This window comes from Serratia sp. EWG9 (assembly GCF_019913725.1).
Classification (GTDB): Bacteria; Pseudomonadota; Gammaproteobacteria; order Enterobacterales; family Enterobacteriaceae; genus Serratia; species Serratia ureilytica.
Genome location: NZ_JADNRO010000004.1, coordinates 135,786 through 156,440 on the forward strand (window position 1 = coordinate 135,786; position 20,655 = coordinate 156,440).

The 20,655-nt window shown below is 60.4% G+C and carries 25 protein-coding genes; 20 read left to right on the forward strand and 5 right to left on the reverse strand.

The window, feature by feature from the left end; genetic code table 11:
* Positions 1-186 precede the first annotated feature (186 nt).
* The gene (locus ITX55_RS11320; protein ID WP_197774817.1) at positions 187-1,128 is read right to left on the reverse strand and encodes a nucleoside hydrolase; all 942 of its coding nucleotides are present in this window, start codon (positions 1,126-1,128) and stop codon (positions 187-189) included.
* A 207-nt stretch (positions 1,129-1,335) separates the two neighbouring features.
* Here ITX55_RS11320 and ITX55_RS11325 point away from each other — a divergent pair, with 207 nt between their 5' ends.
* Positions 1,336-1,611 (forward strand): zinc ribbon domain-containing protein, encoded by a 276-nt coding sequence (locus ITX55_RS11325; RefSeq protein ID WP_033644459.1) that lies wholly within the window; start codon positions 1,336-1,338, stop codon positions 1,609-1,611.
* Positions 1,608-1,952: a hypothetical protein gene (locus ITX55_RS11330; protein ID WP_033644460.1), complete on the forward strand. Its 345-nt coding sequence runs from the start codon at positions 1,608-1,610 to the stop codon at positions 1,950-1,952. Before ITX55_RS11325 ends, ITX55_RS11330 begins: the two co-directional genes overlap by 4 nt.
* On the opposite strand, the gene aaeR is transcribed toward ITX55_RS11330, so the two are convergent.
* Entirely contained in the window at positions 1,943-2,854 is a 912-nt protein-coding gene (gene aaeR / locus ITX55_RS11335) for an HTH-type transcriptional activator AaeR (RefSeq protein ID WP_004936950.1), read from the reverse strand. The genes ITX55_RS11330 and aaeR overlap by 10 nt on opposite strands.
* A gap of 314 nt (positions 2,855-3,168) precedes the next feature.
* Between aaeR and aaeX the strand changes: the two genes are divergently transcribed.
* The 5 genes from aaeX to ITX55_RS11360 all read left to right on the forward strand — a co-directional run bounded on the left by aaeX (position 3,169) and on the right by ITX55_RS11360 (position 7,334).
* Complete coding sequence (aaeX, locus tag ITX55_RS11340) at positions 3,169-3,372, forward strand: p-hydroxybenzoic acid efflux pump operon protein AaeX (RefSeq protein ID WP_004936952.1); 204 nt, start codon at positions 3,169-3,171, stop codon at positions 3,370-3,372.
* Between the two features lie 7 nt (positions 3,373-3,379).
* Positions 3,380-4,315, forward strand: a complete 936-nt coding sequence (aaeA, locus tag ITX55_RS11345; protein WP_033644462.1) for a p-hydroxybenzoic acid efflux pump subunit AaeA — start codon at positions 3,380-3,382, stop codon at positions 4,313-4,315.
* Complete coding sequence (aaeB, locus tag ITX55_RS11350; protein WP_197756115.1) at positions 4,315-6,282, forward strand: p-hydroxybenzoic acid efflux pump subunit AaeB; 1,968 nt, start codon at positions 4,315-4,317, stop codon at positions 6,280-6,282. Before aaeA ends, aaeB begins: the two co-directional genes overlap by 1 nt.
* Positions 6,283-6,561: 279 nt before the next feature.
* Positions 6,562-7,029 carry a ribonuclease gene (locus tag ITX55_RS11355; protein ID WP_033644465.1) on the forward strand — a complete coding sequence of 156 codons (468 nt, stop codon included), beginning with the start codon at positions 6,562-6,564 and terminating at the stop codon, positions 7,027-7,029.
* Positions 7,030-7,034: 5 nt separating this feature from the next.
* On the forward strand, positions 7,035-7,334 hold the full coding sequence (locus ITX55_RS11360) for a barstar family protein (RefSeq protein ID WP_033644909.1): 300 nt from the start codon (positions 7,035-7,037) through the stop codon (positions 7,332-7,334).
* Between the two features lie 30 nt (positions 7,335-7,364).
* Here ITX55_RS11360 and yjgA read toward each other — a convergent pair whose 3' ends face one another.
* On the reverse strand, positions 7,365-7,913 hold the full coding sequence (gene yjgA / locus ITX55_RS11365; protein ID WP_004936968.1) for a ribosome biogenesis factor YjgA: 549 nt from the start codon (positions 7,911-7,913) through the stop codon (positions 7,365-7,367).
* A 179-nt stretch (positions 7,914-8,092) separates the two neighbouring features.
* Between yjgA and pmbA the strand changes: the two genes are divergently transcribed.
* Together pmbA and cybC are read left to right on the forward strand one after the other, a co-directional pair.
* Positions 8,093-9,433: a metalloprotease PmbA gene (gene pmbA, locus ITX55_RS11370; RefSeq protein ID WP_197756116.1), complete on the forward strand. Its 1,341-nt coding sequence runs from the start codon at positions 8,093-8,095 to the stop codon at positions 9,431-9,433.
* 138 nt (positions 9,434-9,571) lie between these two features.
* Positions 9,572-9,958, forward strand: coding sequence for a cytochrome b562 (gene cybC / locus ITX55_RS11375; protein ID WP_033644470.1), 387 nt, complete (start codon positions 9,572-9,574; stop codon positions 9,956-9,958).
* Between the two features lie 4 nt (positions 9,959-9,962).
* On the opposite strand, the gene ITX55_RS11380 is transcribed toward cybC, so the two are convergent.
* A complete protein-coding gene (locus ITX55_RS11380) occupies positions 9,963-10,745 on the reverse strand; it encodes a helix-turn-helix domain-containing protein (RefSeq protein WP_147838566.1) in 783 nt (260 codons plus the stop codon).
* 282 nt (positions 10,746-11,027) lie between these two features.
* Here ITX55_RS11380 and ITX55_RS11385 point away from each other — a divergent pair, with 282 nt between their 5' ends.
* Genes ITX55_RS11385 through ITX55_RS11395 form a run of 3 tightly spaced genes read left to right on the forward strand, consistent with a single transcriptional unit; the run spans position 11,028 to position 14,141 of the window.
* Complete coding sequence (locus ITX55_RS11385) at positions 11,028-12,482, forward strand: FAD/NAD(P)-binding protein (RefSeq protein ID WP_089192290.1); 1,455 nt, start codon at positions 11,028-11,030, stop codon at positions 12,480-12,482.
* On the forward strand, positions 12,479-13,360 hold the full coding sequence (locus ITX55_RS11390) for a formyltransferase family protein (protein WP_223085068.1): 882 nt from the start codon (positions 12,479-12,481) through the stop codon (positions 13,358-13,360). Before ITX55_RS11385 ends, ITX55_RS11390 begins: the two co-directional genes overlap by 4 nt.
* Complete coding sequence (locus tag ITX55_RS11395) at positions 13,353-14,141, forward strand: sulfite exporter TauE/SafE family protein (protein WP_223085071.1); 789 nt, start codon at positions 13,353-13,355, stop codon at positions 14,139-14,141. Before ITX55_RS11390 ends, ITX55_RS11395 begins: the two co-directional genes overlap by 8 nt.
* Before the next feature lie 37 nt (positions 14,142-14,178).
* Here ITX55_RS11395 and rnk read toward each other — a convergent pair whose 3' ends face one another.
* Positions 14,179-14,589 (reverse strand): nucleoside diphosphate kinase regulator, encoded by a 411-nt coding sequence (rnk, locus tag ITX55_RS11400; protein WP_004936993.1) that lies wholly within the window; start codon positions 14,587-14,589, stop codon positions 14,179-14,181.
* Positions 14,590-15,032: 443 nt separating this feature from the next.
* On the opposite strand from rnk, the gene ITX55_RS11405 reads away from it, so the two are divergent.
* The 8 genes from ITX55_RS11405 (at position 15,033) to ITX55_RS11440 (ending at position 20,568) form a co-directional block, all read left to right on the forward strand.
* The gene (locus ITX55_RS11405) at positions 15,033-15,359 is read left to right on the forward strand and encodes a glycine dehydrogenase (protein ID WP_089192640.1); all 327 of its coding nucleotides are present in this window, start codon (positions 15,033-15,035) and stop codon (positions 15,357-15,359) included.
* 36 nt (positions 15,360-15,395) lie between these two features.
* Entirely contained in the window at positions 15,396-15,761 is a 366-nt protein-coding gene (locus ITX55_RS11410) for a glycine-rich SFCGS family protein (RefSeq protein ID WP_004937000.1), read from the forward strand.
* Positions 15,761-16,057: a DUF4312 family protein gene (locus ITX55_RS11415; protein ID WP_004937003.1), complete on the forward strand. Its 297-nt coding sequence runs from the start codon at positions 15,761-15,763 to the stop codon at positions 16,055-16,057. The genes ITX55_RS11410 and ITX55_RS11415 overlap by 1 nt, the downstream gene beginning before the upstream one ends.
* Before the next feature lie 30 nt (positions 16,058-16,087).
* Positions 16,088-16,864: a DUF4311 domain-containing protein gene (locus tag ITX55_RS11420; protein ID WP_004937006.1), complete on the forward strand. Its 777-nt coding sequence runs from the start codon at positions 16,088-16,090 to the stop codon at positions 16,862-16,864.
* A gap of 11 nt (positions 16,865-16,875) precedes the next feature.
* Positions 16,876-17,526 (forward strand): DUF4310 family protein, encoded by a 651-nt coding sequence (locus ITX55_RS11425; protein WP_004937013.1) that lies wholly within the window; start codon positions 16,876-16,878, stop codon positions 17,524-17,526.
* Positions 17,527-17,589: 63 nt separating this feature from the next.
* Entirely contained in the window at positions 17,590-18,729 is a 1,140-nt protein-coding gene (locus tag ITX55_RS11430; protein WP_108682068.1) for an amidohydrolase/deacetylase family metallohydrolase, read from the forward strand.
* Entirely contained in the window at positions 18,713-19,831 is a 1,119-nt protein-coding gene (locus tag ITX55_RS11435) for a DgaE family pyridoxal phosphate-dependent ammonia lyase (protein WP_108682066.1), read from the forward strand. Before ITX55_RS11430 ends, ITX55_RS11435 begins: the two co-directional genes overlap by 17 nt.
* Positions 19,828-20,568, forward strand: coding sequence for a KDGP aldolase family protein (locus ITX55_RS11440; RefSeq protein WP_033651249.1), 741 nt, complete (start codon positions 19,828-19,830; stop codon positions 20,566-20,568). Before ITX55_RS11435 ends, ITX55_RS11440 begins: the two co-directional genes overlap by 4 nt.
* Positions 20,569-20,655 lie beyond the last annotated feature (87 nt).

Genomic DNA, 20,655 nt, shown 5'->3' on the forward strand with positions numbered 1-20,655 from the left:
TGATTTTAATTTTATTAAGATTCTTCCTGTCTTTATCTGTTTTTTTTATTTTTATGAAATGATTTATTATTAGGATTGTTCTGCTGCATTGGAAATAAAAGCGGTTATGGCTTGAGCCTCCTGTTGCCGCGGCAGAATACGGACTAACGCGCCTGCCCAAGCGCGTTAATCTCGTCTCTTGTGCGCTTACTCCACGTCGCCGATCCGCTCCAGCGCATCCACCACCAGATCCCAGAATTTATCCTGATCCAGTTTGACCGCGACCTGGGTGTGGCAGTCCGGCGGCGGAGGCGCGCGGAAGTCCGCGACCGTCATGCCCAACGTCAGGGTGCCGGTCAGCTCGATATCCACCGGCACTTTGCGCACCGACATAACGCTCGGATCGATCACATAGGCCACTGCGCAAGGATCGTGCACCGGCGGGGCGCTGAAGCCCTGCGCCTGCTGATACATACGGCCAAAGAATGCCAGCAGTTCGCCGACGAAGGTGGCCGGCCGGGTGCCGAGGGCGGCGATGCGTTCGCAGACTGCCGGCGTAGCCAGCGCCTGGTGGGTGAGATCCAGCCCGACCATGGTCAGTGGCCATTTTTCATTGAACACGATGTGCGCCGCCTCGGGATCGATTTTGATATTGAACTCCGCCACCGCGCTCCAGTTGCCTACATGATAGCCGCCGCCCATCAGCACCACTTCCTTGACCCGCTCGGCAATGCGCGGCTCTTTACGCACCGCCATGGCGATATTGGTCAGGCCGCCGGTCGGCACCAGCGTCACGCTGCCGGGCGGGTGGGCCATCACGGTCTCGATGATCAGATCCACCGCGTGGCGCGAGTCCAGCTGCAGGTGAGGCTCCGGCAGCACCGGGCCATCGAGGCCGGAGTCGCCGTGAATGTCGGGTGCCACTTCGATATTGCGCACCAGCGGGCGCGGGCAGCCGGCGGCGAAGGGCACGCCGGTGATATTGGCGATGCGCGCCACCGCGAGGGCGTTGCGCGTCACTTTGTCCAGCGTTTGGTTACCCACCACGGTGGTGACCGCCAGCAGGTCGATCTGCGGATTGCCCCAGGCCAGCAGCAGGGCGATGGCGTCGTCATGCCCCGGGTCACAGTCCAGTATGATTTTTTTCATGGTTATTCCTGATGCAGGGAGAGGTGCCCGCAGCATAACGCAGCGCAGCGGCGTGGGATAATGCCGATGATGCTTTTGTTAACGGCATCAAAGCCTTGCCATTATTACGATGTAATGAAACGTAAATCCTCATCGCCGGGCTTTACCCTGGAGTTTACTCCAGGGTTTACAGTGAGCTTCAGCGTGAATGCACAGAGGAGAGGCGGGATGAGCTTACTGAAAAGGTTGTTGGGGCAAGGCGGTATTAACGGCGGTCATCGGCGCGCGGGCCACGGCGGTGGCCACCATGGCAACCGCTATAGCCAGCATGGCGAACAGGGGCCGCAGTGCCCGGAATGCCGGGCCGTGAATAAGCCGGGCGCGCGTTATTGTCACCGCTGCGGCCAGCCGTTTGCTGCGGTGAGCGCCACCTGCGGACAGTGCGCCGCGCCGTTGCCGCCGGGCAGCCGCTTTTGTCCGCAGTGCGGCGGCGGTGTGCCGTGAATCGGGGCGGCTGGACGGTCGCGCTGCTGCTCGGCGCCATGGCGCTGTGGACGTTGCTGGCCTGGGGCGTATCCGGCCTGCTGACCTGGCTGCCGACGTTGGCGGAGGCGGCCGGAAACGCAACGTTGCCGGTGAACGGTGCGCTGAGCCTGGTGCCGCAGACGGTGTTGGACACTTGGCTGCCGTGGCTGAAACAGCTGGGCAGCGGGCTGGCGAGCTATTTTCCTCTGCTGCTGGCCTGGGCGGGCTACGCCGTCTGGCTGCTGTGGGGCATCGGCATGTTGGCGCTGATGCTGCTGGCCGCGCTGGCGCGCCGCTATTTAAGCGCTGCTCAGCGATAACCCTGATAGACCGCCGCTACGCGTTCGAAATAGTCGGTTAAATAGTTGATGCACACCTGTACCTTCAGCGGCAGTTTGTCCTTCTCGGTATAGAGCGCGTAGATCGGCCGCGGATCCGAATGGTAGCTTTTGAACAGGATCTCGATCTCGCCGCGTTTGATCTCTTCGATCACCCACATCAGCGGGGCGTAGGCGATGCCGGCGCCGTTTTTCAGCCAACGGATCATGGTGGAGGAGTCGTTGGTGACGAAGCGCCCCTGCGGGGAAATGCGCGTGGTGATGCCTTCCGGCGACATCAGTTCGAATTCGCTGTCGGGCCGCACGCTGTACTCCAGCCAGGAAAAGTTGACCATGTCGCTCGGCTTCTGCGGCGTGCCGTGCTGGCTCAGGTAGCTTTTGGCGGCGCACACCACCATCGGCATCTGCCCCAGGCGGCGCGAGAACAGACTCGAGTCTTGCAGCGCGCCGGTGCGGATCACCAGATCCAGACCGTCGGTGATCAGATCCGGCGCCGGTATACCGGTCACCAGGTTGACCGTCAGACCCGGGTACTCTTTCATCATCTCGGCGGTCATGTTCGCCAGCACGTTTTGCGCCATGGTGGACGAGCTGCCGATGCGCAGCGTGCCGGCGGGCGTATTGTTAAACGCGTACAGCTGCTCATGCACTTCGCTGACTTCCTGCAGCATGCGTCGGCAGCCCTGATAGTAAATCTTGCCGGCCTCGGTTAGGCCGATGCTGCGCGTGCTGCGGTTCAACAGCTTGACCTGCAGCTCATTTTCCAGTTTCGAGACGGTTTGGCTGATCGATGAAACGCTCATGTCGAGTTGGCGCGCGGCCGCGGTAAACGACCCGAACTCAACCACTTTGGCGAATACCGACATGCGTTTTAATCTTTCCATTATTCACTCTGGCTTAAAAGTGATTTAGATCACAGATTGTTGATGCCTTGATAGTAAGCAGGCTAATATAACGTGGTCGGGTGAATAGACCTCACCAACGTGCGAGAGCGAGCGGCGACGTCATCCTGCCGCTCCTCCGGCACCCTCGCAATCCCTGTCGTGGATGTCTGCCCCAAAGTTTAACCTTTTTTCGGGTTCGTGACCTGGACAAGCTGCCTGGTCAAGATTTGTGGCGCGCGCACGCTAAAATGTAAAGAGAATGTGAATGGCGAGACCTGTCTTTCCCCGGCGCAGTGAACAATAAGGAAAAAGTGATGAGTTTGCTTCCGGTTATGGTCATCTTCGGACTGTCGTTTCCGCCGGTGTTTTTCGAGCTGCTGGTGTCGCTGGCGCTGTTTTTTCTCTTGCGCCGCCTGCTGCAGCCGACGGGGATTTACGATTTTGTCTGGCATCCGGCGCTGTTTAATACCGCGCTGTATTGCTGCTTGTTTTATCTGATTTCGTGTCTTTTTGTTTGAGGTCGCTGTGAAAAATTTTTCGATAAAAATAACCCGAATCGCGATCACTTTGATTCTTGTGCTGCTGGGCATTGCCGCGGTATTCAAGGCCTGGGTGTTCTACACCGAGTCGCCGTGGACGCGTGACGCCAAGTTTACCGCCGACGTGGTGGCGATCGCGCCGGACGTCAGCGGCCTGCTGACCGACGTGCCGGTAGTGGACAACCAACTGGTCAAGAAAGGCCAGGTGCTGTTCGTGGTCGATCGGCCGCGTTATGAGCAGGCCTTGGCGGAAGCCGGCGCCGACGTCGCCTACTATCAGACGCTGGCGGCGGAAAAACGGCGTGAGGCCGGCCGCCGCGTGAAGTTGGGCGTGCAGGCGATGTCGCAGGAAGAGATTGACCAGTCGAACAACTCGCTGCAGACCGTGCAGCACCAGCTGGCGAAGGCCATTGCGGCGCGCGAGCTGGCGCAGTTGGATCTGGAGCGCACCACGGTGCGCGCCCCGGCCGATGGCTGGATCACCAACCTCAACGTACACGCCGGTGAATACATCACCCGCGGGTCGGTCGCGGTGGCGCTGGTGAAGAAAGATTCCTTCTACATCCTGGCGTACCTGGAAGAGACCAAGCTGAACGGCCTGAATAAGGGCGATCGCGCGGAGATTACCCCGCTCGGCAGCAACCGCATCATGCATGGCACCGTCGATAGCGTGGCGGCGGCGGTGAACAACAGCAGCAGCACGGTGAACAACAAAGGGTTGGCCTCGATCGACAGCAACCTGGAGTGGGTGCGCCTGGCGCAGCGCGTGCCGGTGAAGATCCTGCTGGACGCCAAGGACCAACAGCATCCGTACCCGGCCGGCACCACCGCCACCGTGGTGATCGTCGGCAAGAACGATCGCAATGCCGACAGCGGCTCGCCTTTTGTGCGCCTGATGCACCGGCTGCGTGAGTTCGGCTAATGAGCAGCCCAACCTTTATCCGGCTGAGATTTGCCTTCAAACTCAGCTTCGCGATTGTGTTTGCGCTGTTCGTCGGCTTCCATCTCAATCTGGAAACCCCGCGCTGGTCGGCGATGACCGCCGCCATCGTCGCCGCCGGCCCGGCCTTTGCCGCCGGCGGTGAACCCTTCTCCGGCGCCATTCGCCATCGCGGCTGGCTGCGCATCATCGGCACCTTTATCGGCTGCTTCGTCGGCCTGCTCATCATCATCACCACCGCCCGCGCGCCGGTAGTGATGCTGATGCTGTGCTGCATGTGGGCCGGTTTCTGCACCTGGCTCTCTTCGCTTATCAAGGTGGAGAACTCCTACGCCTGGGGGCTGGCCGGCTATACCGCGCTGATCATCATCGTGACGGTCGCCACCAGCGAGGCCCACCTGCTGGAAGCGCCGCAGTTCGCCATCGAGCGTTGCAGCGAGATCGTGCTGGGGATCGTCAGCGCCGTGTTGGCCGATCTGCTGTTTTCGCCGCGTTCGATCAAGCAGGACATCGATCGGGCGGTGGATAAGCTGCTGGTGGATCAATACCGCCTGATGCAGATGTGCATCAGCCATGCCGATAAAGAGGACATCGACCGCGCCTGGAGCAATCTGGTGAAGAGCACCACGGCGCTGGACGGCATGCGCAACAACCTGATGATGGAATCCTCGCGCTGGCAGAAGGTCAACCGACGGGTGAAAGCGCTGCATACCCTGTCGCTGACGCTGATCACCCAGGCCTGTGAAACCTATCTGATCTTGTTGAATCACCCGCAGGCGCTGAAAGAAAGTTTGCGGGAACAGCTGATGGTTCCGGCGGAGACCCCGCAGGAGATCCACAAGCGCATGAAGCTGTTGCGTCAGGTGCTGACCACGCATCGCTCCGAGGAAACGCTGCCGACCATCACCGGCTGGGTCGGCGCGGCGACGCGCTACCTGCTGCTGTCGAAAGGCGTGCACGCCAACTGCAGCATCAGCGCGGTGGAAGAGGGCGTATTGAGCAATGAAACCGTGGTCAAGCCGACCTCGGCGGAAGGGCATCACGCGATGATCAACGGCCTGCGCACCTTTGTGGCGACGGCCTTCGGCTGCCTGCTGTGGCTGTGGACCGGCTGGACGTCCGGCAGCGGTTTTATGGTGATCATCGCGGTGATCACCTCGCTGGCGATGCGCACCCCGGCGCCGCGCATGGTGGCGATGGATTTCGTGCTGGGCATGCTGGCGGCAATCCCGGTCGGTTCTCTGTTCTTCATGGTGATCCTGCCGGCGACCCAGCAGAGCATTTTGCTGCTGTGTCTCAGCCTCGGCCTGCTGGCGTTTTTCATCGGCATCGAGGTGCAGAAGCGGCGGCTCGGTTCGCTGGGGCTGTTGGCGGGGACCATCAACATTCTGGTGCTGAGCAACCCGATGGAGTTCAACGTGACCCAGTTTCTCGACGGGGCGCTGGGCCAGTTCCTCGGCAGCTGCGTCGGGCTGATGGTGCTGCTGCTGATCCGCGATAATTCGCGCGAACGCACCGGCCGCACGTTGCTCAACCAGTTCGTCAGCAGCGCGGTGTCGGCGCTGACCACCAAGGCGGCGCGCCGTCGGCAAAACCACCTGCCCGCGCTGTATCAGCAGCTTAATCAGCTGCTGATGATGTTCCCGAACGACATCGCCAAGTATCGTCTGGCGCTGAACCTGATCATCGCCCACCAGCGCATGCAGCGAGCGGAAATTCCGGCCAGCGAAGAGCTGTCGGCCTTCCACCGCCAGATCCGCAGCACCGCCGATCGGGTGGTCTCCGCCAAGAACGACGTCAAGCGCGCCTATTACTACGATCGCTTGCTGGGCGAAATGAACGAGTACCAGCAGAAGCTGGTCGACAATCAGGCGCCGCTCAGCGTCACCGGGCCGGTGAAACGCCTGGCCGACATGTTGCACCGCTACCGCCACGCCTTGATCGATTGATGCGTTCCCTCCTGTTGCGCCGCGCTGTGCGGCGCCTTCCCTGACTATACTGTAAGCAGTCGTTGTTCGGCGGGCCGTCTCAGAGCAGGCGGCTCGTTTTCAGAGAGACTCCGAGTGCCAGAACGGCTGGAAAGTGGCATCATTGACATGAATGGATGAAACCCTCACTGCCGCGAAAACGCAATGTGTCGGTCATCTTAGTTTCATCCAGCTCGACTATATACCTAACTAGCCTGGGGGAGCTGCGGCGCCTCCGGCGGCATAATTTCAGGGAATGTCATGAACAAGCGGATTCTGTTGGCGATTGTCATCGCCGTGGTCATCGCCGTCTTCAGCGCGTTGCGCGGCAACGAGCACCGTGCGATCGGCGGCAATGCGGCGGTGGTGCAAGCGCCGGCGGGGCAGCAACAGAGCATCGATCGGCTCACGCAGCAGCAAACGGTGGTGAGTTACCTGCAGCAGCATCAGCGGCTGCCGGATTATTACATCACCAAGAAGCAGGCGCGCGAGCAGGGCTGGGACCCGCGTTCAGGCAACCTCTGTTCGGTATTGCCGGGCAAGGCGATTGGCGGCGATCGATTTTCTAACCGTGAAGGGCAACTGCCGAGCGCCGGCGGCCGGGTCTGGCGTGAAGCGGACATCAATTACCAGTGTGGCCGGCGCGGCGCCGATCGCCTGCTGTATTCGAGCGACGGTCTGATCTTCGTCTCGCGTGACCATTACAAAAACTTCATTCGTGTGGAGTGAGTTTGATGGCAAAAGTAGAGTTTGATTTTGAGCAGATCCAGGATGTGCCGGCCTTCTACCGTGATTTCGCGCATAAGTTTGCGCTGGACGAGGGGTTTGGCGCCAACCTCGACGCGCTGTGGGACGTGGTGACCGGCGATATCGGTCTGCCGGTGGAAATCGAGTTCACCCACCTCAATGCCCGCAGCAAGCGTCGTTTTGGCGCGATCATTCTGCTGTTTGAAGAAGCGGAAGAAGAGCTGGAAGGCAGCCTGCGTTTCAATATCCGCGAAAGCAGCGGCGAACCGGCGCATCACCGGGGATGAAACGGGTTCATCCCGGGATAGCGGCGGCGTTTAGTCAGCCGCTTCGGCCAGCTCGCGCAGGTATTGGAAGATCTGGCGGTAAGCCTTAGGCGGCTTGTTGGCGGCCTTCTCTTTCTGCGCATTGCGCACCAGTGAACGCAGCTGTTGACGATCGGCGGCCGGATACAGATCCAGGATCGACGGAATGACGTCATCGCCTTCTTCCACCAGGCGGTCGCGCAGCGCTTCCAGCTTATGGAACAGCGAAACCTGTTGGTTGTGGCGGTTTTTCAGCTTGTCGAGCGCGGTCTGGATCGGCTCGATATCGCGGGCGCGCAGCATCTTGCCGATCAGCTGCAGCTGACGGCGACGGCCTTCTTTCTTGATCTTCTGCGCCAGCTCGATGGCGGCGCGCAAATCTTCGTCCAACGGAATGCGATCCAGCGCGTTTTTGCCCAGATCGACCATTTCGGCCCCCAGGTCTTTCAGCGCTTCGGCATCACGTTTAATTTCACTTTTACTGACCCAGATAATCTCGTCATCGTCCTCGTTTTCATTCTCCGGGACATCGTCGAGCCAGTCTTCAGGCTGTTTGTTCATGGTAGGCTCCGTTAAAAAGAGGCTAATCCTAACAGGTTGCCGGCTTTATGCGAAATTCAACGCGGTTCCTGTTAGACTCAACGGCAGAGATCTCAGGATTTTTGCGCGCCGCCCCGCGTGCACAACTACGCCGCTCCGGCACTTTTCTCAACGATTTTCTGATTAATTATGGCAGATTGATGAAAGTAGTCACTCAAGTTGCAGAACAGCGCAAGGCGCTGGAACAGGCCGTTTCTCAGGCTCTGGAGCTGGCACGCGCCGGTTCCGACGCGGCGGAAGTCGCGGTCACCAAATCGACCGGCATCAGCGTCAGCACCCGCTTCGGCGAGGTGGAAAACGTCGAGTTCAACAGCGATGGCGCGCTGGGCATCACCGTGTATCACCGTCAGCGTAAAGGCAGCGCCTCTTCCACCGATCTCAGCCCGGATGCCATCGCCCGCACCGTACAGGCGGCGCTGGACATCGCGCGTTACACCTCTGAAGATCCCTGCGCCGGCCCGGCGGAGAAAGATTTGTTGGCGTTTGAGGCGCCGGATCTCGATCTGTTCCACCCGACCGAGCTGGACGCCGAGCGCGGCATCGAGCTGGCGGCGCGCGCCGAGCAGGCTTCGCTGGCGGCGGACAAACGCATTACCAACACCGAAGGCGGCAGCTTCAACAGCCACTACGGCATCAAGGTGTTCGGCAACAGCCACGGCATGCTGCAAAGCTACTGTTCCAGCCGTCATTCGCTGTCCAGCTGCGTCATTGCGGAGCAGGACGGCGACATGGAGCGGGATTACGCTTACACCATCGGCCGTGCGATGGGCGATCTGCGCAGCCCCGAGTGGGTGGGGCAGGAGTGCGCCCGCCGCACGCTGGCGCGTCTCGCGCCGCGTAAACTGTCGACCATGAAGGCGCCGGTGCTGTTCGCCTCCGAAGTGGCCACCGGGCTGTTCGGCCATCTGGTGGGGGCCATCAGCGGCAGCAGCGTCTACCGCAAGTCCACTTTCCTGCTGGACGCGCTCGGCAAGCAGATCCTGCCGTCGTGGCTGACCGTCGAGGAACACCCGCATCTGCTGAAAGGGCTGGCGTCAACGCCGTTCGACAGCGAGGGCGTGCGCACCCAACGGCGCGATATCGTCAAGGATGGCGTGCTGCAAACCTGGCTGATGACCAGCTACTCGGCGCGCAAGCTGGGCCTGCACAGCACTGGCCATGCCGGCGGCATCCATAACTGGCGCATTGCCGGGCAGGGCGCAGACTTCGCCGGCATGCTGAAACAGCTTGGCACCGGTCTGGTGGTCACCGAATTAATGGGCCAGGGCGTCAGCGGCGTCACCGGCGATTATTCTCGCGGCGCCGCCGGTTTTTGGGTGGAAAATGGCGAGATCCAGTACCCGGTCAGCGAGATCACCATCGCCGGCAACCTGAAAGACATGCTGCGCAACATCGTCAGCGTCGGCAGCGATATCGAAACCCGCAGCAATATCCAGTGCGGTTCGGTGCTGCTGCCGGAAATGAAGATCGCCGGCCAGTGATCCTCTGTGCGGTCGGCGCCCGCCGGCCGCGCGTTATCCCGTCTCAACCTTGCTTACAAATCTCCGGTTTCGATTTTGCCCGGCCTTGCCTATGGTAGCGGTGGGTTAACTAAAACAATAACTGGAAGGTGAGCAAACATGCAGAATACCCTGAAAGCGCTGGCGGCGTTGACGCTGCTGGCGGCCAGTTCGCTGGCGGCCGCCGCCGATCTGGGCGACGATATGGACACCCTGGCGGAAAACTACAAAACGGTGCTGAATACCGACTCCGCCGCCACCCTCAAACAGAGCCTGCAGAACATGCGCGCCGCCGCGCAGGATGCCAAGCAGGGTACTCCGCCGAAACTGGAGAGCAAAGCCGCCGACAGCCCGGAGATGAAAGATTTCCGCAGCGGGTTGGATACCCTGATCGGCCAGATCGATCAGGCGCTGGCGCTGGCCAATCAGGGCAAAGTCGCCGAAGCCAAGCAGCTGGCGCAGGGCTTCAAGCAGACCCGCGACGCCAACCACAAGAAATTCCGCTAACCCGTCAACCGTCGCGCCCGTCTTCCGTCAGATAGGAGGAGGGCGCCTGCCCCAGCACGCGGCGAAACATGGTTGAAAACGCCGCGCTGCTGTCATATCCCATCTCCATGGCCACCTGCGTCACGCTGCGCCCTTCGGCCAGCAGCGCCAACGCCAGCACCACGCAGGCGCGCTGACGCCATTGCGAAAAAGGCAGGCCGGTCTGCGCGCGAAAGAAGCGGCTGAAGGTGCGAATACTCATGTACAGACGAGGGGCCCATTGCTGCGCGGAGTCGTGGGCGTCGGGGTGCTGCAAAAAGGCACGGCACAGCTCGCCCAGCCGAGGATCGGCGGGCAGCGGGATGTGCAACGGCAAGGGTTGCAGCCGGGCCAGCTCGTGCAGCAGCAGCGTCGCCAGCGCCCCGTCGCGTCCCTCCCGCTCATACTCCAGCGGCATGTCCACCGCCGCCATCAACAGCTGGCGCATCAGCGGGGTGACGCTAACCACCTGGCAAACCTGAGGCTGTTCGGCGGGCAACGCGCCCGGTTCGAGGTACAGACTGCGGGTAGTGACGCCGACCATCCTCACCGCGTGCGGCATCTGCGGCGGCAGCCACACCGCGTGTTGCGGCGGGACGATCCAATTGCCTTGCTGCGTGAAAACGTGCATGACGCCGGTGGCGCCGTACAGCAACTGCGCGCGCCGGTGGCTGTGCATCGCCAGCAAATGCCCCGGCGGATAATCGGTGCCGATGGCGATCACCGCGCGCGCTACGTGGTCGATGTCATCAATGCGGACGTTGCGCATGTGTCCCCTTTGGCGGCAGGTTGGCCGAAACGCAATGATAGTTGGCCTTTCATATAAAGCAAGCCAGCGGAGGTCGCCCTACTATCGGGGCAGAAAAATAACGCTTGTCCGGGGCGCCGTTATTTTATCGGCCATAAAGCCCGCGCAAGTTTTCACACCGGGGTGAGAAGAAGGTTTTCGTTCTCGCAATACAAGAAGTTAATAAGGAATAAATCGTCATTTTATTCCAACACCTGAAGCAATAGTTCTTAGCGCAGTTCAATGACTATAAGGTGATATTTCATGTATAAGTTCGGTGTGATTGGCGGCGGAGCCGCCGGCATCTCTTTTGCGTATAACTTTATAAAAAATAAGTCGGTTAATCATTGCAAAAGGCCGCTTTCCCTGACGGTGTTCGACAAGCAGGGCTTCAAGGGCGGTATGGCATACAGCAGCGATTTTGACAGCCATATATTAAATATGGCGCCAGAAAATATGTCGGCGGATATTTTCGACGACGCGCACTTCGTCGATTGGATCGCCATGCATTTCCCGCAGTTTTGCCAGGATCGTTATCCGCCGCGTTGGCTGTATCGGGAATATCTCGATTTTATTCGCGACATGACGATGTATATGGCGGCGGACAGCAACGTGGCGCTGAATTTCGTGACCGCCGAAGTGAATGCTATTGCGCCGCACGAGGCAGGCTATCGGCTGACCACCGCCTGCGGCGCCGCCGAACAGATGAACGCGCTGGTGCTGTGTTCTGGGCATAACCCGCCGGAATGTCTCTATCCGGTGGACGGGGTGATCGCTTATCAGGCCCACCGGGATCTGCCGCCGATCAACCCTTACTCAACCATCGGCGTGATCGGCTGCAGCCTGACGGCGATCGACGCCATCGTTGAACTGATGGAGCGCCTGGGGGCCACCGATATCTGCGCCCTGTCGCGTTCGGGCCTGTTCCCCAGCGTGCAACCGGCGTTGATGCGTCCGCCGCCGGAGGCGTTTGTTGAGGGGCTGCGGCGCTTTGTCGCCGGTAACGATTTTATTGATGCGCATCAGCTGGTGCATGCGGTCAACGCCGCGCTGGCGCGTCACTATCCGGGGCCGGAACGATTGACGGTGCTCTCGGCGCTGGGGGAAAGGCGCGATTGCTACCGCGATCTGGCGGACAGCCTCGACCGGGCGCGCTTTGCCCGGGAGCACATCTGCAGCTACCTGGCGGCGATCCATCCGACGGTGTGCGCCGCCTGGGTCAAAATGGATGCCAACAACCGGCAGATCTTCATGCGCTTTTACAACTCCTCCTGGATGCGCAATCGGCACGCCATGCCGATCAAGAACGCCTACAAGATCGTGGCGGCGTTGGAGAGCCAACGCCTGCGCGCCTGCGGTGGCCTGGCGGATATCAGCAAGGGGGCGGACGGATTTATCCTTCGTTGCCATGAGACGCGGGTGCATGCGCAGTATCTGTTCAACTGCACCACGCCTTCTTATCAACTGCCGCCCAACCGCCTGAGCCATCAACTGCTGCAAGACGGGGTGGTGCAGGAGAACCTGTTCGGCGGCGTGAAGTGCAACCCGCACACGCTGAAAATCGCCGATCGCCGCGGCCGCGAGCAGCATCTCTACTCGCTCGGCGCGCCCGCCAAGGGCGACCTTTTTTACACCTCGGCGATGGAATCCATCACGCGAGATATCAGCAAAATCGTGTTTAACAACCCTATTTTCAACGCAAAGAAGGCTGAAGCATGAAAAACGTAGCGCTCTTTGTCGGCAACGACATTTTCTCCTGGCTGGTATGTCAGGATCTGATCGCCGCCCTGAAAGGCGAGTGTGCTTTTACGGTGTATTTCCCCCTGGCGAAAAGCGGCGGCCGCGCCCAGGAGCCGGCGGTTCGCCGCCTGGGGCTGTATGAGCGCGAGGTGCTGAACGATTTCGTGTTCCCGTTCGTTGGCCGCAACGCCGCCGCCTGTGAGGGCGCCTATCAGCCGCCGGCACTGTTCCTGGCCGCCGCCGGGGTCAAAGCGCATCGCGTTCTCGACATCAATGACGCCGCGTTTATCAGCAGCCTGGGTCATATGGACGGGGTGATTTCTTTGCGCTGTTATCAGAAATTTTCCGCCGACTATGTGCGCGCCTTCAGCCGGCGCGGCAAGCTGCTGTGGAACCTGCACCCGGGCGACTTGCCGCGCTATCGCGGGGTGATGACGCTGTTCCGCGCGATGATGAACGGTGACAAGGACTGTGCGGTGACGCTGCATGAAATGGACGAACATTGCGATGCCGGCCCGGTGCTCGCCCGCCTGCCCGCCGAGCTGCGCCACGACCTGTCGTTCCTGGAAAACATGATGTTGCTGGGCGTGCAGAGCGGCACCTTCCTGGCGCGCCAGCTGATGCGGGCGGAACGGAGCGAAGCGATAGCGGCGGAAAAGCAGGGCGATTCGCGCTATTGGGGCTTCCCGGATGCGCAGACGCTGGCGCAGGCGGAACAGGCGGGCATTGAGCTGGTGGATCACGACGCCGTGCGCGAGCAGTATCTGGGGCTGTTCGTCGGCGATCGTTTCCACCCGCTGGCGGGGCAGTTCTGCGCCGGGTTCGACGACTTCGTGCGGGCGCACGGCCATGATTGAAATGTTAATCGTTCTGGGTGCCGGTTTTCTGACCGGCATCACCACCATTCTGTTCGGCTTCGGCGGCGGCTTTGTGGTGGTGCCTTTCGTTTACCATTTGATCTCCGCCTCAGGCGAGCAGCCCGGCCAGGCGATGCATATTGCGGTGGCGACCTCGACGGCGGTGATGATCCTCAACGCGGGGTACGCCACCCTGACCAACTGGCGCAGCGGCAACATGCTGCGGGAAACCATCGTGCCGCTGATCTTTTTCATCGGCATCGGCGCGGCGCTGGGCGCGTTTGCCTCCTCGCTGCTGGCGGACGGCGTGATCCGCGTGCTGTTCGTGGCCTATATGGCGGTGACCATCGCCGACTGTCTGTTCCGCCGGGGGTTCCTGACCAAACCGGCACGCGCTGAACTTTCCCCTGCCACGCTGTGGGGCGGTGGGCCGCTGATCGGCGGCATCGCCACGCTGCTGGGGGTGGGCGGCAGCGTGATGACCGTGCCGCTGCTGCGCCGCCATGGCTATGACATGAAGTATTGCGTCAGCGCCGCCAACCCGCTGTCGATCCCGGTGGCGGTGATCGGGGCGCTGATGTATATCGTGTTGGGGTGGCGCGAGATGAGCGGGCCGCAGTATCTGGGCTACGTCAATCTGAACATTCTGGGGCTGCTGGTGGTGGCGGGGATTGCGGGGATCGTGTTTGCCAGGCGCTGTTTGCCGAAGGTGAGCGATGCGCTGCATGCCAAAATCTACGTGCTGCTGCTGATCGCCGTGCTGATCGCTATCTGCCTCTGAAACAGAAAGGGCGGCCGGATGCCGCCCTGAGAACCGCTTAACGGTGGTATTCGCCCGCCGCTTCCGGCTGGTACAGCAATTCCAGCACTTCAATCCGCGCTTCTTCACCGTTCGGCAATTGCCAGGAGATCTGCTTGCCGACGTGCATGCCGAGCAGCGCTGCGCCCAGCGGCGCCATCACCGACAGCTGATCGTGGCTGTCTTTCAGCGAGGCCGGGTAAACCAGCGTGCGCACGTGCTCTTCATCGGTGTGCAGATCGCGAAAACGCACGCGGCTGTTCATGGTCACCACGTTGGCCGGCATTTTCTCCGGCGGCAGGATTTCCGCGCGATCCAACTCGTCGTTCAGCGCGGCGGCGACGTCGGTGTTGGCAAAGGCCGGTTGTTCCAATAGCGCATCCAGGCGTTCCGCATCCAGCTCATTAATAGTAATGATGGGTTTGGTCATTCCACTCTCCAGTCAAATCAAAGGGCGCCAGTCTGTGCACCCATAAATTCGGAAAAACAACACAAAGCAACACCCCCGCGCCAGAGGAGCGGGGGTGTGGGTAATGTCGATTTGTCCCATTGATAGTAGGCGGTTGGGGCGAGAAAAGAAAGAGATCCCGATCACGAAGGCTTTTATCGTCAATCGAGGCAAAAAAAACCGTTAGCCGGGTTATGTAATTGTTATCTCATTTACTTTTTCGCCTTAGCGCCGTTTTGCGAAATGGATCTCCGCGCGTCATTCGATTTCCACTTCGAACTGGAAAAACCGGTCTCCACAGAAAATCTTACCGGGGGTAGGGTAAAGACATCACAGAAAGCGGGTTATTCAGGTGATGCGCTTTACGGCTTACTGATTAATGTGGGATCTAGGGGTACTGAAAAGTGAATGATGGATCTGCTTCGATAAAAGAAATTGAACAATCCGATATCAGCGAAGCCGGTGAGATCACCGCTCGGGTGCTGGCGGATATTACCGCGATGCTGAATGCTGAGAATATTTATACCAATGCGGTGCAGCAACAGATGCTGGAATCGCATATTCGCGCCATGGTGCTGCGCTCAATAACCGGTGAGCCATTGCCGGAGGTGGATAAATCACTGTTCGACGAAATTTCCGCCGAGTCCATGCAAATGGCGGAGCGCGTGGTGGATCAGTTTGGCACATTGCCTATCGAAGAAGCCTATTTGCTTTCAGTGCACTTCGAAGTGGCGAAAGATAATAACGCATAGCGGTTAACGCATCGATTTCAATCAGGAGAATATACCATGGGTCAAATTACCGTAGTGATCGGCGATCGTTTGGGCAAAGGGCAAAAAGTCGGCCAGGGCGTTGAAAACGCAGGCGGAAAAGCGGTGGTTATCCCCGGCGTGGCGGCGGATATGAAGCTGGGCGACGTCATGAAAGCGGAAAACGCGCAGCTGGGCATCTCTTTTTGCGGCAGCGGCGGCGCCGGCGCGATTACCGCGCAAACCAAATACGGCTACAAAGCCAAATACGGCATGCGTTCGGTGGAAGAGGGCGTGACGGCAATTAACGAAGGCTGCAACGTGCTGGGGTTCGGCTTTATGGATAAAGAAGAGCTGGGCCAGAAACTGGTGGAAGCCTACGTCAAAAAACATGGCAACCCATAATGAAAGAGCAATATACCACATCGGTAAAGGTGGAGGGTAAAGGCGACAGCAAAGCGAAAGCTTTTGCTTCCGCCTTGGCTAATGTGCAGGGCGCGGTATTAAAGTCCACCAACAATATTCTGCTGCGCATCGAGCCGCAGGACGTCAGCGTGGTGAAAGCGGAAGAGAAAATAACAAAAGAGAAATTTCTTTTCTTCTTTTTGCCGCGTGAAAGAAAGAGCTATGCCGTTTCTTTGGAAATAACCGTGAACGTAACCATTATCAATACCGAGAAGGTTGTCTTCGTCACGAAATAAAAACGTTAGCATAAATGAAAGGGTATACTGATGTTTTTAATCATCTTATTTAAATCGATTATTATCGGTGGGCTGGTGGGGGTTGGCGTAGGGGCCGGCGCCGCACGCATGTTCCACGCGCCGACAACACAGGGCATGGGGGCGTTTCGCACCCTGGGCGAGCTGAACTCCTGCGAGGGCGATCCGGCTTCCCACTTCTCATTCGGTCTGGGCTTCTTCTTCAACGCCTGGGCGTCTTCCGTGGCGGCGGGCTCCTTCACGCAGGACGTCGATCACCGCATCATCCCGCACTGGGGCGCGGCGGCCCTGATGGTCAAGAACCGCAATCTGGCGCAAACGCTGCACGATCCGAAAAAAATGGCCATCGCCTGCGGCATCATTGGCATGCTGGTGGTGGCCTTCCTCAATACCACAGCTTCCGCCGTGCCTGCCGCGCTGCAGGTCACCGCGATCAAGGTGCTGGTGCCGGCGGCCAACCTGCTGGTGAACACCGTGATGCCGGTGATCTTCTGGCTGGCGGCGATCGACGCCGGGCGCCGTTCCGGCTTCTGGGGCACCATTTTCGGCGGCCTGGCGCAGCTGATCATGGGCAACGCCGTACCGGGCCTGGTGCTGGGCATTCTGATCGGCAAAGGCGTGGAAGAGAGCGGCTGGAACAAAATCACCAAGATCATGATGGCGGTGATCGTGCTGCTGTTCGTGCTGAGCGGCTTCTTCCGCGGCTTCGACATGAAAGTTCTCGAGTCCTTCAGCCTCGGCGTGCCGGGCTGGCTGGACGCCATTCACAACACCCTGAGCGGTAAATAAGGAGCGGGATGATGGAAGAGCAAACCCAAAAAGGCTTCTGGTACGCCGACTGGTCATTCCCGATTTTTGTTGGCCTGCTGTCCTCCGGCGTGTTCGCCGGGACGCACATGTACTACCTGTACGGCATCGGCGCCTTTAACGAAGTGGCCTTCGTCTCCATGCTGCGGGCGGGGATGGATACCGGCGTGTACGGCGCGGTGGCGGCGTTCGGCGCCAGCTTCCTGTTCGCGCGCATCATCGAAGGTTCACTGGTGGGCATCCTCGACATCGGCGGCGCGATCCAGACCGGCGTCGGGCTGGGCGTACCGGCGCTGCTTTTGGGGGCCGGCATCGTGTTCCCGGTCGCCAACTTCGCCGCTTCGCTGGCCACCGGCCTGATCATCGGCCTGGCGATCGGTTATGTGATCATTCTGGCGCGCAAATTCACCATCAATCAGAGCAACTCCACCTACGGGGCTGACGTGATGATGGGCGCGGGCAACTCCTCGGGCCGCTTCCTCGGGCCGTTGATCATCCTGTCGGCAATGACCGCCTCGATCCCGATCGGCATCGGTTCGTTGCTCGGCGCGCTGCTGTTCTATATCTGGGGTAAACCGATCACCGGCGGAGCGATCCTCGGCGCGATGATCCTGGGGGCGATCTTCCCGGTAGCCATTTCTTAAGAGGCCTGCGCCAGGCGCCGCCCGATGCTGCGGCGGCGCCCGGGCTAACAGGAGCAATGCGGTATGTATGACTTAGTAATCAGAGGCGCCAGACTGGCGGACGATACGCTGATCGATCTGGCGGTGAAAGACGGCAAAATAGCCTCGGTGGGGCGGTTGGCGGCGGACGTCAGCGCCGTTCGCCAGCTGGATCTGGCGGGCAACTGCCGCCTGAGTGCCGGTTGGATCGATGCGCACGTGCACTGCTATCCCGAATCGCCGATCTACCATGACGAGCCGGATCGGGTCGGCGTCGCCAGCGGCGTCACCAGCGTGGTCGATGCCGGCAGCGCCGGTGCCGACGATATCGACGCCTTTTATCAGCTGACGCGCAGCGCCAAAACCAACGTTTTCGCCTTCCTCAATATCTCGCGCATTGGCCTGCTGCGGCAGAACGAGCTGGCGGAGTTGACGGACATCGACAAGCGCGAGGCCGGCCAGGCCATCGCCAACCATCCCGGTTTCATCATCGGCATCAAGGCGCGCATGAGCAGCAGCGTGGTGGGCAAGAACGGCACTCGCCCGCTGGTGTTGGCCAAAGAGATCCAGCAGGAAAACCGTCGGCTGCCGCTGATGGTGCATATCGGCAACAACCCGCCGGATCTGGACGACATCGCCGATCTGCTGACCCGTGGCGACATCATCACCCACTGCTACAACGGCAAACCGAACCGCATTCTGACGCCGGCGGGCACGCTGCGCGAGTCTATCCAGCGCGCGCTGCGGCGCGGCGTATTGCTCGACGTAGGGCACGGCACCGCCAGCTTCAGCTTCGAGGTGGCGCGCCAGGCGATCAAACTGGGCATTTTGCCACACACCATCAGCTCCGATATTTACTGCCGCAACCGCATGAACGGGCCGGTGCACAGCCTGGCGACGGTGATGTCCAAATTCTTCAGCGTCGGCCTGACGCTGCCGCAGGTGATCGCCTGCGTGACGGAGAACGCCGCGTCGGCCCTGCAGCTGAGCGGCAAAGGGCGGCTGGAGCCGGGCTATGACGCCGATTTCACGCTGTTTGAGCTGCGCTGCGAACCGCAGGTATTCGCCGACGCCGAAGGGCAAACCGCCGAGGGCGAACGGCTGCTGGTGCCGCTGGCCGCGGTGGTGGCCGGGGAAATCCTATTAACCGAACAAGGGGAGGCAAGCCATGTCTTCGATTTATGAAAAATACGGTTTGAAGCAGGTGATCAACACCTCCGGCCGCATGACCATTCTCGGCGTTTCCACGCCGCGCCAGGACGTGATCGACGCCGTTGATTACGGCCTGAACCACTATTTCGAAATCAAGGATCTGGTCAACAAGACCGGCGCCTACATCGCCGATCTGCTCAACGTGGAGGATGCGGTGATCGTCTCCTGCGCCTCGGCGGGCATCGCCCAGTCGGTGGCGGCGGTGATCGTTAAAGATAACGCCAATCTGCTGGTGAACCTGCATTCGGTGCCGATCGCCGTGCCGCGCGAGATCGTGCTGCCGCGCGGTCACAACGTCAACTTCGGCGCGCCGGTGGACACCATGGTGGCACTGGGCGGCGGCAAGGTGGTGGAGGCGGGGTACGCCAACGAATGTTCGCCGGAGCAGATTGAAGCCTGCATCACGCCGCAGACTGCGGCGATCCTGTACGTCAAATCGCACCACTGCGTGCAGAAAAGCATTCTATCCGTCGAGCAGGCGGCGGTGGTGGCGCGCAAACATAACCTGCCGCTGATCGTCGACGCCGCGGCGGAAGAAGATCTGATGTGTTATTACCAGATGGGGGCCGATCTGGTGATTTACAGCGGCGCCAAAGCCATCGAGGGGCCGACCAGCGGTCTCGTGATCGGCAAGAAACAGTACGTCGAGTGGGTGAAGTTGCAATCCGGCGGCATCGGCCGGGCGATGAAGGTCGGCAAAGAGGGCATCCTCGGCCTGACCCAGGCGATTGAAAGCTATCTGACGCTTGAGAAAACCACCGGGCAACAGATGGTGGAGCGGATGACGCCGTTCCTCGACAGCCTCAACACCCTGACCGGCGTCAGCGCCAGGACCGTCTGGGACAGCGCCGGCCGCGATATCGCTCGCGCCGAGATCACCTTTGATGAGGCGGTGCTGGGGCGGTCGACCTATGACATCGTCCAGGCGTTGAAAACCGGCGATATCGCCATCTACTTCCGCGGCTACAAGGCCAACGAGGGCAAGATTGAGGTCGACGTGCGCAGCGTCGACGAGCGGCAACTGATGACCGTCTTTACCTGTATCAAAAATCTGTTTACGGAGAAACAAGCATGAAGCTGCAGCCTAACTACTATCGCGACCGCGTCTGCCTGAACGTGCTGGCCGGCTCCAAAGCCAACGCGCAGGACATCTACGCCGCGGCGGAAGGCCATGTGCTGGTGGGCGTGCTCTCCAAGAACTACCCGGACGTCGACAGCGCGGTGACCGACATGCTGCGCTATGCGCGCCTGATTGAAAACGCGCTCTCGGTCGGCCTGGGTGCCGGCGATCCGAAGCAGTCGGCGATGGTCAGCCTGATCGCTCAGCAGGTGCAGCCGCAGCACGTTAACCAGGTGTTCACCGGCGTCGGCGCCAGCCGCGCGCTGCTGGGCCAGAACGACAGCGTGGTCAACGGCCTGGTGTCGCCGACCGGCCGCGTCGGTTGGGTGAAGATCTCTACCGGCCCATTGAGCGCCGCGGCGCCGGACGGCATCGTGCCGGTGGAAACCGCCATCGCCCTGCTGAAAGACATGGGCGGCAGCTCCATCAAGTATTTCCCGATGGGTGGCCTGAAGTGCAAGGACGAGTACCAGTACGTAGCCAAGGCCTGCGCCGAGCATGACTTCATGCTGGAGCCGACCGGCGGTATCGATCTGGAGAACTTTGAGCCGATCGTCGAGATCGCGCTGGCGGCCGGCGTGAAACGCGTGATCCCGCATATCTACAGCTCGATCATCGACGCCACCAGCGGCGATACGCGTCCGCAGGACGTGAAAGCCCTGCTGGCGATGACCAAAAAGCTGGTGGGTTGAACGCGTAATGGGATGAGGTAAACGCTGGGAGGCGAAGGTTTTCCCGTGGCGCGGCATGCCGCGCCGTTACCTATATTGAGGACTACT

Bases quoted from the DNA above. Each gene is read 5' to 3' on its own strand.
- aaeX (WP_004936952.1), top strand. From the start codon at position 3,169: ATGAGTTTGCTTCCGGTTATGGTCATCTTCGGACTGTCGTTTCCGCCG.
- ITX55_RS11360 (WP_033644909.1), top strand. From the start codon at position 7,035: ATGGCAAAAGTAGAGTTTGATTTTGAGCAGATCCAGGATGTGCCGGCC.
- ITX55_RS11435 (WP_108682066.1), top strand. From the start codon at position 18,713: ATGTCTTCGATTTATGAAAAATACGGTTTGAAGCAGGTGATCAACACC.
- ITX55_RS11425 (WP_004937013.1), top strand. From the start codon at position 16,876: ATGGAAGAGCAAACCCAAAAAGGCTTCTGGTACGCCGACTGGTCATTC.
- pmbA (WP_197756116.1), top strand. From the start codon at position 8,093: ATGAAAGTAGTCACTCAAGTTGCAGAACAGCGCAAGGCGCTGGAACAG.
- ITX55_RS11420 (WP_004937006.1), top strand. From the start codon at position 16,088: ATGTTTTTAATCATCTTATTTAAATCGATTATTATCGGTGGGCTGGTG.
- ITX55_RS11380 (WP_147838566.1), bottom strand. From the start codon at position 10,745: ATGCGCAACGTCCGCATTGATGACATCGACCACGTAGCGCGCGCGGTG.
- ITX55_RS11320 (WP_197774817.1), bottom strand. From the start codon at position 1,128: ATGAAAAAAATCATACTGGACTGTGACCCGGGGCATGACGACGCCATC.
- ITX55_RS11355 (WP_033644465.1), top strand. From the start codon at position 6,562: ATGAACAAGCGGATTCTGTTGGCGATTGTCATCGCCGTGGTCATCGCC.
- ITX55_RS11430 (WP_108682068.1), top strand. From the start codon at position 17,590: ATGTATGACTTAGTAATCAGAGGCGCCAGACTGGCGGACGATACGCTG.
- ITX55_RS11325 (WP_033644459.1), top strand. From the start codon at position 1,336: ATGAGCTTACTGAAAAGGTTGTTGGGGCAAGGCGGTATTAACGGCGGT.
- ITX55_RS11415 (WP_004937003.1), top strand. From the start codon at position 15,761: ATGAAAGAGCAATATACCACATCGGTAAAGGTGGAGGGTAAAGGCGAC.
- ITX55_RS11395 (WP_223085071.1), top strand. From the start codon at position 13,353: ATGATTGAAATGTTAATCGTTCTGGGTGCCGGTTTTCTGACCGGCATC.
- ITX55_RS11410 (WP_004937000.1), top strand. From the start codon at position 15,396: ATGGGTCAAATTACCGTAGTGATCGGCGATCGTTTGGGCAAAGGGCAA.
- yjgA (WP_004936968.1), bottom strand. From the start codon at position 7,913: ATGAACAAACAGCCTGAAGACTGGCTCGACGATGTCCCGGAGAATGAA.
- rnk (WP_004936993.1), bottom strand. From the start codon at position 14,589: ATGACCAAACCCATCATTACTATTAATGAGCTGGATGCGGAACGCCTG.
- ITX55_RS11440 (WP_033651249.1), top strand. From the start codon at position 19,828: ATGAAGCTGCAGCCTAACTACTATCGCGACCGCGTCTGCCTGAACGTG.
- cybC (WP_033644470.1), top strand. From the start codon at position 9,572: ATGCAGAATACCCTGAAAGCGCTGGCGGCGTTGACGCTGCTGGCGGCC.
- ITX55_RS11385 (WP_089192290.1), top strand. From the start codon at position 11,028: ATGTATAAGTTCGGTGTGATTGGCGGCGGAGCCGCCGGCATCTCTTTT.
- aaeB (WP_197756115.1), top strand. From the start codon at position 4,315: ATGAGCAGCCCAACCTTTATCCGGCTGAGATTTGCCTTCAAACTCAGC.
- aaeR (WP_004936950.1), bottom strand. From the start codon at position 2,854: ATGGAAAGATTAAAACGCATGTCGGTATTCGCCAAAGTGGTTGAGTTC.
- ITX55_RS11390 (WP_223085068.1), top strand. From the start codon at position 12,479: ATGAAAAACGTAGCGCTCTTTGTCGGCAACGACATTTTCTCCTGGCTG.